This is a genomic window from Butyrivibrio sp. (genome assembly GCF_024699075.1).
Window position 1 is genome coordinate 1 of record NZ_JAILQF010000444.1, and the last position, 9322, is coordinate 9322.

The 9322-nt window shown below is 38.5% G+C and carries 4 protein-coding genes; 1 reads left to right on the plus strand and 3 read right to left on the minus strand.

The features are described from left to right. Positions 1-143 precede the first annotated feature (143 nt). The 3 genes from K6G87_RS17450 to K6G87_RS17460 form a co-directional block, all read right to left on the minus strand. Positions 144-725 (minus strand): biotin transporter BioY, encoded by a 582-nt coding sequence (locus tag K6G87_RS17450; RefSeq protein ID WP_296840122.1) that lies wholly within the window; start codon positions 723-725, stop codon positions 144-146. Positions 726-820: 95 nt separating this feature from the next. Then, positions 821-3061: a DEAD/DEAH box helicase gene (locus K6G87_RS17455; RefSeq protein ID WP_296840124.1), complete on the minus strand. Its 2241-nt coding sequence runs from the start codon at positions 3059-3061 to the stop codon at positions 821-823. Between the two features lie 115 nt (positions 3062-3176). Further along, positions 3177-7022, minus strand: a complete 3846-nt coding sequence (locus K6G87_RS17460) for a DEAD/DEAH box helicase (protein WP_296840127.1) — start codon at positions 7020-7022, stop codon at positions 3177-3179. A 242-nt stretch (positions 7023-7264) separates the two neighbouring features. Here K6G87_RS17460 and K6G87_RS17465 point away from each other — a divergent pair, with 242 nt between their 5' ends. Next, positions 7265-9259, plus strand: coding sequence for a methyl-accepting chemotaxis protein (locus K6G87_RS17465; RefSeq protein WP_296840129.1), 1995 nt, complete (start codon positions 7265-7267; stop codon positions 9257-9259). The last annotated feature ends 63 nt before the right edge of the window (positions 9260-9322 follow it).

A 9322-nucleotide genomic window follows, 5' to 3' on the forward strand; every position in this document is an offset into this window, starting at 1 on the left:
TCTTGAATGTAAATTACAGAAACGCGCATTTACTGCGTGTTTCGTGATTCAATGAATCGGTTGGTAAATAGGCCCAATGCCGAAGGCATTCTCAATTGGCCTATTTACTGCATTTTTGAATCTTTGATTCAAAAATGTATATATCAAGCATTAACAGATACAGCTTCGTCTGCAAATATCATCTTAAGTGCTCTTTCAAGTGCCGGTGTGATTATTGCTACAAGAACCATTTTAAGTATATCCCCTGGTATAAATGGTATCATACATGCAACAAGTGAAGCAGGAAGGCTCATCTTAGTAAGGAACATAAACTGAGCAAGGCCTATTGTATAAATGATAACACTTCCAAGAAGCATTGCTATCATCATTACAGCATACTTCTTAAAGCCCTTTTCATTTCTTCCGAATTTAAAATACAGAAAACCTGAAAGCGCTGCTGCAAATGGCCATGACATAATGAAGCCTCCGGACATTCCAACAAGTGATCCAAGTCCTCCTGAAAATCCTGCAAATACAGGAATACCTACTGCTCCCAAAAGAACATATACAAGCACTGATACAAAGCCATATAAAGGTCCTAAAAGAAGTGCTGTAAGAAATACTGCTGCCGTCTGAAGTGTAACAGGCACTCCTCCTGGAAGCGGTATGGAAATTGGAGCTGTAGCACAGCAAAGTGCTGCAAACATAGCACATAATACGATTCTCTTAACTGTAAACTTTTTCATAGTAGTCCTCCAAGCTGATAAATTATGCGGTTCTTAAAGATAGTAAACCTTAAGAAGGACATTGTCAACCTTTTAAGAGTTTCAAAAGTTTACAATTATTCTATTATATCTATGTTTCCTCTTTCTTCTGTATCAGAGGCTTTTTCTGAAGGTACTTCTTCATCTTTATTTACTACAAGAACAGGAAGATACTTCTGACGTTCTTTTTCAATTACACTGTTGATCCATTCTTTATCGCCCAAAGTCTTGGTAGCATCTGCCATATCCGAATCATTAGCATATTCATCAAAGATATTCTGCTTATTTTCAAGAAGCCTTATCATATCTTCATCAATAGTATCTGAACACAGAAGATGATATACAAGAACATTTCTTACCTGGCCCATTCGGTATACTCTTGCTATAGCCTGAGTTTCAAGTGAAGGCTTGATCTGAGGTTCGCAGAATACTACAACACTTGCAGTCTGTATATTAAGACCTGTTCCACCTGCAAGCACCTGACTTACAAGAACGCTTCCTGCACCACTTTTAGTAAATTCGTCAACTACAGCCTGCCTGTCTGCAACACTTGTTGATCCGGTTATCTTATATACGCCTCTGTCTTTAAGAAGTTCCGAGACCTTACTTATGGTATCAAGGAAGTAGGAAAAGACTATGATCTTTCTCCCCTCATCCCTTGCCATGTCACAGATTTCAAGAAGTCGTATTGCCTTTGAAGAATGTTTTATATCATCCTGAAGCCAGCCTACTCTTCTCATTGACATAAAGCTTCCTTCGCTTACTTCTTTAATATATGCATCCTTATCCTCTGCAGACATTTCTGACCACTGAGGCTTATCATCCATTTCAGGCAGTTCCTTAAGTACATCTTCTCTTACACGTCTAAGATATACAGGTGCAATAAGAGCTTTAAACTTATCGGACTGATTCATGAAAGCATACTTTTGAACCTCTTTAAGGAATTCATCCTGTCTTAATATGCCGATAATATTGCACATCTCGTCAACCTTGTTTTCAAGAGGTGTTCCTGTCATAAGAAGGGTACGCTTTGAATGTTCCTTGGCCTGTATCAGATACTTTGTTCTCTTAGCTTCAGGATTCTTTATATAATGAGCTTCATCCACAACCATCATTTCTATTACGAGATCTTTACTAACGGTTTCTGCAAACTCATCGAGAGATTCGTAATTAGTAACTGCTACTCCGCCGTTCTGTTCCCATTCTGCTATATCTATCTCTCCTCTTGAAGCATGGAGAAGGTGCGACTTAAGTTTGCTGTGCTTTTCAACCTCCCTGCACCAGTTAATAAGTACGCTTGCAGGACATACTACAAGAAAATGTGAGTTGGGATTTCCTGCTTCTATAGAAGCCATTGCAGCAATTGCCATTATGGTCTTTCCAAGACCCATCTCATCTCCAAGAAGAGCCTGCTCCTGGTGAATAGCATATTTAGCACCAAATACCTGATACTTTCTTAGTGATACATTCAAAAGAGATGTATCAAGTTCCTGATCTTCTATCTCCTCAGCAAGGCTTGAAGGAATATCCTTATATACAGAGCTAAGCTTAACCGATGATACATTAAGATTATCAAGAAGAGCATAAAAAGGCGCACTGTTTTTTAAGAACTCGTCTTTGGCCTGGGCCAAAGATATAAGTCGAAAAGTCTCGTACTGATTTATCAGATTTGCGCTTCGCATCTGATAATTTTCATTATTTATAACAATAAGGGTTTCATAGCCTTCTATGGTAGATTCTTTGGCTTTTGATGTTGAAAAGACCCATCTGAAAGAATTTTTGATCTTGATATCTGACATAGCTTTAACTATATGTTCGTGATATCTTGCATTTATCTCTGCTACATCTTTGTATATAGGAGCTTTTCTCATATATTTATAAAGCTCAAATACAAGGTTCCAGGTTTCAGGGTCCCTGGAATCAGCATCAATCCTTAGAGACGTAGTATCTGCCATCCTGTGAAGAAAAAGATCTATAGTCTGCCTTATAGCAGTAGCCTGTGCCTGTCCTATTCCGCTTATCATAGAAAGAGCAGTTTCAGACCTTCCTTCAAGCTGCGCCAGATTAGAAAATCCTGCTTTTTCAAGTACTGCAACCCTTATTCCTGCCTTGGCATTAGACAGTTCACTAACAGGAATATCTTTAAGTCCGCTCTTTGCAAGCTTGATCTTAAGATCTGCTGCCGCTTTGTTAATCGCTTCTCTTGTCCCCGTTTCATCATTACTGATAGCACAAAGCCTTTTGTCTATTGAAGACAATGTCCTTACATTATTGTTCAACAGCCCAAAATCCGGCTTGTAAATATTTGTGTTCCCCATTACTTTTTAAATACCTTCCTATAAAAACTAAATTTTATAACTTTAGAGTGCAAAGCCTATATTTAATTACTTGACTCTGCACTCTATAACCTAACTTATCATTAACTGATCATAGTCAGCTTAGAAGTTCCAAAAGGTCATCCTTTGAAAGGGATGTACTTGAAATACCATCGCTTTCAAGAATACTTTCTGCAAGCGCACGCTTTTTTTCCTGCATCTCTACGATCTTATCTTCAATAGTGCCATGCGCTATAAGCTTAAATACAGTTACCACCTTACGCTGGCCTATCCTGTGTGCTCTGTCGGTCGCCTGGTTCTGTACAGCCAGATTCCACCAAGGATCATAATGAATGACTACATCTGCGCCTGTAAGATTAAGACCTGTTCCGCCTGCTTTTAGTGATATAAGAAAGACAGGTACTGTGCCTGTATTAAATGCATTTACAAGCTCAATCCTCTTTTCCTTAGGAGTTGAACCGGTTATCTCATAATACGGAATTCTTGCTTCATCAAGGCGCTTTTTGAGTATCTCAAGCATTGATACGAACTGAGAGAATACAAGTGCCTTGTGTTCACCCTCAATTACCTGCTCTATCATATCCATAAACACATCGGTTTTGCAACTTCCCTTATCATAGTCTTCAAAACAAAGTGACGGATCGCAGCATATCTGACGAAGTCTTGTAAGCTGGGCAAGTATTTCAAATTTGCTTTTCTTAAATTCATCATCCGTCTGTTTTTCAAGACGCATCTTCATTTGCGTAACTTGAGCATCATAGAGATTCTTCTGAGCTTCATCCATTCTGGCATAACGGATCTCCTCAAGCTTGTCAGGAAGGTCTTTGAGTACATCAGCTTTTTTTCTTCTCAAGATAAAAGGAGTCACCATCTGGCGAAGTCTGTCCATGGGCTCCTTCTCATCATATCTCATAACAGGTATCTCAAATTCGGTTCTGAACTGTTCGTATCCATATAAGAGTCCCGGCATAAGATAATCAAATATGCTCCAGAGTTCAGAAAGTCTGTTCTCAATAGGAGTTCCTGTAAGTGCAAACTTTCTTTGTGCATTTATAAGCTTAACGCTCTTGGCTGCCTGAGAGAGATGATTCTTGATATACTGGGCTTCATCTATTATCTCCATGGCAAAAGAATGCTTCTCATACTCTGCTATATCGCGCTTTAAAAGATCATATGAAGTAACCGCAACATCAAAGCCTTCTATATTAAGAATAATATCATCGCGCTCACTCTTATTACCTGTTATAAGGACATAGTTAAGAGATGGAGCAAATCTGCGAAGCTCTTCTCCCCAGTTATAAACAAGTGATGCAGGTACTACGACAAGCGATGTTTTCTTGATATCAGGAGCATAATCTGTATCGCCACTCTCATAGTATGACTGCAACAGTGTTATGATCTGAAGCGTCTTACCAAGACCCATCTCATCAGCAAGTATTCCGCCAAAACCGTACTTATACAGGGTACGAAGCCACCTGTATCCATCCCTTTGGTACTTACGAAGCTGACCTGTGATCTTCTGTGGCATCTCGAATTCAGCATCTGATATTGTCTTAAATTCCTGGATAAGCTTTTTAAAATGTCTGTCCCTTTGCTCATAGATCTGGCTCTGATCTTCAAGCATCCTGTCAAGATACAAAGCCCTGTAAGCAGGAAGCTGCATCTTGCCATCTACAAAGGATTTAAGACTTATATGCATATCATCAAGAAGTCTTGCCAGATTTTCAACAGCTTCGCTCTCAGCAGATACATAATCGCCACTTTTTAAACGATAATATTTCTTTTTTCTTCTATAGGAATTCAAAAGCTCTATAAGCTCATCCGAATCCATATCCTGGGCACTTATCTCAAGGTCAAGAAGATTGGACTCAAGTGATACTCCCATCTTAAAACCGGGGCTTTTCTTAATACTTATAGCCATGAAGCTGTCTGTATGTCTTACATCTCCAAAGGCCTGAAGTTCATCAAGACCGTGTGATAAGAGTTCATATACAAGATCCTCATTTTCATCTTCGTTACAAACAAAAAGCCCATTATCATCAGTATCAGGAAAGTATCTTTTTAGTATAGTAATAGCATCACCCTCAGATATCTGGTCCCTGAAGCCATCTTCCTCTGAAGATGCAAGCGCAAGATTTCTGGTAAGATCGTCATAATTTACAATAGCCTTACACGTAACATTACCCTTTTCTCTATCAAGGAAAAAAGAAAAGGTTGCCTGCGGAAGAATATACTGTTCAAGCCAGTCCGCATCCTCAAATGTAACAGCTGCATGTTCTCTTAGCCATGGCAGAGTATCATAATAAAATCTTGTAAGATTCCTCAGTCCTATCCTAAAATCAAAACTTCCAGCTCTGCTTATGGATGTAAAAGGCTTTAATACCTTTATATCTTCTGAACTGATCCTGTTTAGTCTGTCTTTTTTGATAAAATAAGCATATCTTCTACCCTGGAATATAACCGGCATCTGCCCTGATACATGTATTCCAATTCCTCTTCCGTATATATCCTTCATGTTCTGAATATAAACTCTGGCCTGGACAGGTTCATCAGAAAAAGAAATCCTCTTTACATCATATCCTGTAATACGCGAAAGGCCTGTAGCAGGTATGCTGTCTTTGCAGCAGATATCATAGAAATCATCCAGAAAATGACCGAATAATAATATCTCATTCTTATAGCGGATAGGATTAAACCTGGCCATATAATCATTTCTGTCTATATCATCTGAATAAAAAGTACTTTCCTTAACAAAATCATCAATGAATTCAAATATTTTAAGTCCATGCTCTGACAATACTTCTTTGGACAGATTAAATTCATTTCTTCCTATCTTCATACTTCTATTACCGGTCACTGCTATGTAGAACTCATTAAGGCGCTGTATCTTATATTTTTTACTTGTTCCAAGTCTGAAGGATACGCTTAAGTTATTGTCATACAATGACAGTACAGGTTCTATATCAAGCTTTTCTCCATTGGCAGCCCCCGTATTTTCATCTGTCTTCATAGCCATGACGCGGTATTCTCCGGAGAAGAGCTTCATAAGAGTTTCGCCACTTCTATCTGTTGCATCAATAAAGGCATACTCTTTTTCCAGATAATTTTTTAAAAGATATAGTATGGCTGCCTGATGCTCACAAATAGGGCTCTCTATCTTACGCTTTCCATACATGTTTTTGGATATATTTCTTTCACATCCAATTACATAACAGTTGCCTTTGGAAAAATAATCAGGTCCTACAGAGATTGTAGTCTGAAAATATGAATCCTTGAGCCTGCCTGCTGCGGTGCAGATCTTATCACCTATTTTGGCTTTATTATCAAGTTCCTCTGCAAAGGTGCTTACATTTGATTCATTTACTTTGATATTTGAAATATTTATCCTTGATGACTTGGCTAAAATAACGCCTTTCTTCCATACATCTTCACTTATATGCGCATCTTTAAGAATTTCTGAATACCTGAAATATCTGTATGATGAAATGTCATTTACTATATCAAAATGATCCTTTTGATCGCTCTCATACTGAATAAATCCGTCATCATCTATATAAAAGCCATCACCGCCGATCATTTCCTTTTCATCAGTAATTTCAAGATCATCTAAAGTACTGCCTAAAGCTGTATCACCGGTCTTATCTGATATCATCCTGGAAAAATTATTTTCGATCATATACATAAGAGCAGCTTCATGCTTGCAGTGCGTACCATCAGCGGCATAAGGACAGGTACAGCTAAGCCTCTCGATCCTTGTAAAGTCATCAGAAAGAGCAGCAAAAGTCATGTAACGTCTGCCGCTTGATCCTGAAACCTCCGCAGAAAAAAAGCTTCCATCCTGCTTTAAGTTTCTTACCTTATCCCGTTTATAATAATCCATTCCACGCGCCCTTATAGTCTGTGTAAATTCAGGACGCCAGTCTATATATATCTTCTTAGCCATTTTCAAACTCCATTTATAATAGATTATTGTTTTTCATCAGAAAAACATAATCCATCTTTTTAGTATAACATGATACCAATTCATATTTCTCTATTTGAATTTGTTTTTTCTTTATTTAAGCTGACAGCTTTAATTAACGCTCTAAAATATTTTCAAAGTCTTATAAATATCAGATTTCTTCCGATAATTCCTTAAAGGTATGTTTTTTCTTGTTCTCATAAAGCGCCCACAGGAGGTGGCAAATGGCAACTAAATCCAAGAAATCAAAAAACGGAAAAGTACGCAACAAGCTCCTTTTATTTATCGTTCCTTCAGTTGTGATCACTGTTCTGGTTCTCATAGCTGTCACAACAATTCTGTCAAGAAACAGCATGATCGAAAGTGCAAAATCAGAACTAAGCTCATCTATCACCAATCAGGGTGATAATATCGAGTCATGGCTTTCTGAAAACCTTCAGTTCTTCTCTACAGCCAAAAAAACCATAGAAGCTACAGCCCCAAGTGATCAGGAGCTTCAGACAATGCTTGACGGATGGTACGGTGTTAACTCCAATTCAAGTAATGGTCTTTATATTGCCAGCTCTAACGGCGAAACCTTTAAGGCATCAGAAGCTACACTTGATCTGTCTGACCCTCTGTCAACAACCTGGTACAAGGAAGGCCTTACCCGTGTAAATATGGCCTACGGAAGTGCCTATAAAAATGCAGAAGGTACAAGCGTAATTAGTGCTTCCGGAATCCTGGATGATGGCGGTGATGATATAAGGGTTATATCTGCAGATGTTACCCTTGATAAGATCAGTATCATCGTTAATTCCGGTGTCAAGATGAAAAATGCAAGTTCTTTCCTAGTAGACAGAACTGACAATACCATTCTTGCCCACAGAGACTTTTCACTTGTATCTACAACACTCTCTGCCTCTTCATCTGATACTCTTCTTGCAGGCGTTGCAAATAATATCTCTAATGAGGATTATGATGAAACAAGTATTGGCGATTATATGGTTGATTTCAGAGAAATATCCGGAACAACCTGGATTCTTGTCTCTTATATAAAGACAAATGTAATTCTTGCTGATGTTAACCGTATTGTAAATCTGTCTATAATAATCGGCTTTATCGGAATAGCTCTTATAAGTATCATTATACTTCTTACTATTAATAAGGCCATGGCACCTCTTTCAGATATATCCAAGGACATCATAGCCATGTCAGAGGGCGATTTCACAATCGAAGTAGAATCAAAGAGTAATGATGAAATAGGCCTTATGGGTGATCAGGTCAATGAATTTGTCATAAGCATGAGGAAGATGCTTCATTCTATAAGTGACGAATCAGATAAGCTTAAAGTCCAGTCAGAAAATTCTGATACTGTTTCAAAAACAATGTATGATGCTTCAGAAGCTCAATCAGAAGCCATGAAGCAGCTCAATCAGACTGTTGATCAGCTTGCCTATGCTGTCAATGATATAGCTCAAAATGCTACTACTCTTGCGACTGTTGCAGCTGATACCAGAGAGAACAGTCATAAAGCTGAAAGCAGTATGAACGAAACCGTAGAGATCTCCATAAAAGGCCGTGATGATATGGAGCAGCTTAATAGCGCTATGGCCGGTATGTCAGATTCCAATGCAAGACTTATGGAATCAATTGACAAGGTTGGCAATGCATCTAATGAGATCACTAACATAGTAGGTCTTATAGGAGAGATCGCAGAAGAAACCAACCTCCTTTCTCTTAATGCTTCAATAGAAGCTGCAAGAGCAGGTGAAGCCGGTAAGGGATTTGCTGTTGTAGCAACTCAGATAGCAAAGCTAGCCCAGACCTCTGCTGAAAGTGCCACTAATATAGGTACTCTTATCGATGAAGTTCATAACCTTATCCAGGATGTTGTAGGACAGGCTAATGAAAGCGCTGCAAGCATCGAACAAAACGGAGTCCTTATACAGACTGCAGTTGATACCTTTGATAAAATCTATGACAACATTCAGACATCCAACAATCTCATAAGAGAGATGATAACCGATGTTGAAAAAGTTGATGATGTTGCAACCAATGTTGCTGCTATCTCACAGGAGCAGGCAGCAAGTGCTGATGAAATCCTTGCAACTTCTCAGAACATGGTTGAGCAGGCAGACAATATCACTAAGAGCTCACAGGATGTTGCTGATAATTCACATGAGCTTGCCGGTACATCAGATACACTTACTTCTTATGTACAGCAGTTCAAGATTTGAGGAGGTATTATTGTGAAGAGATTAGCTGACAAATCATTTATAAAAATAGTAGCATCACTTCTT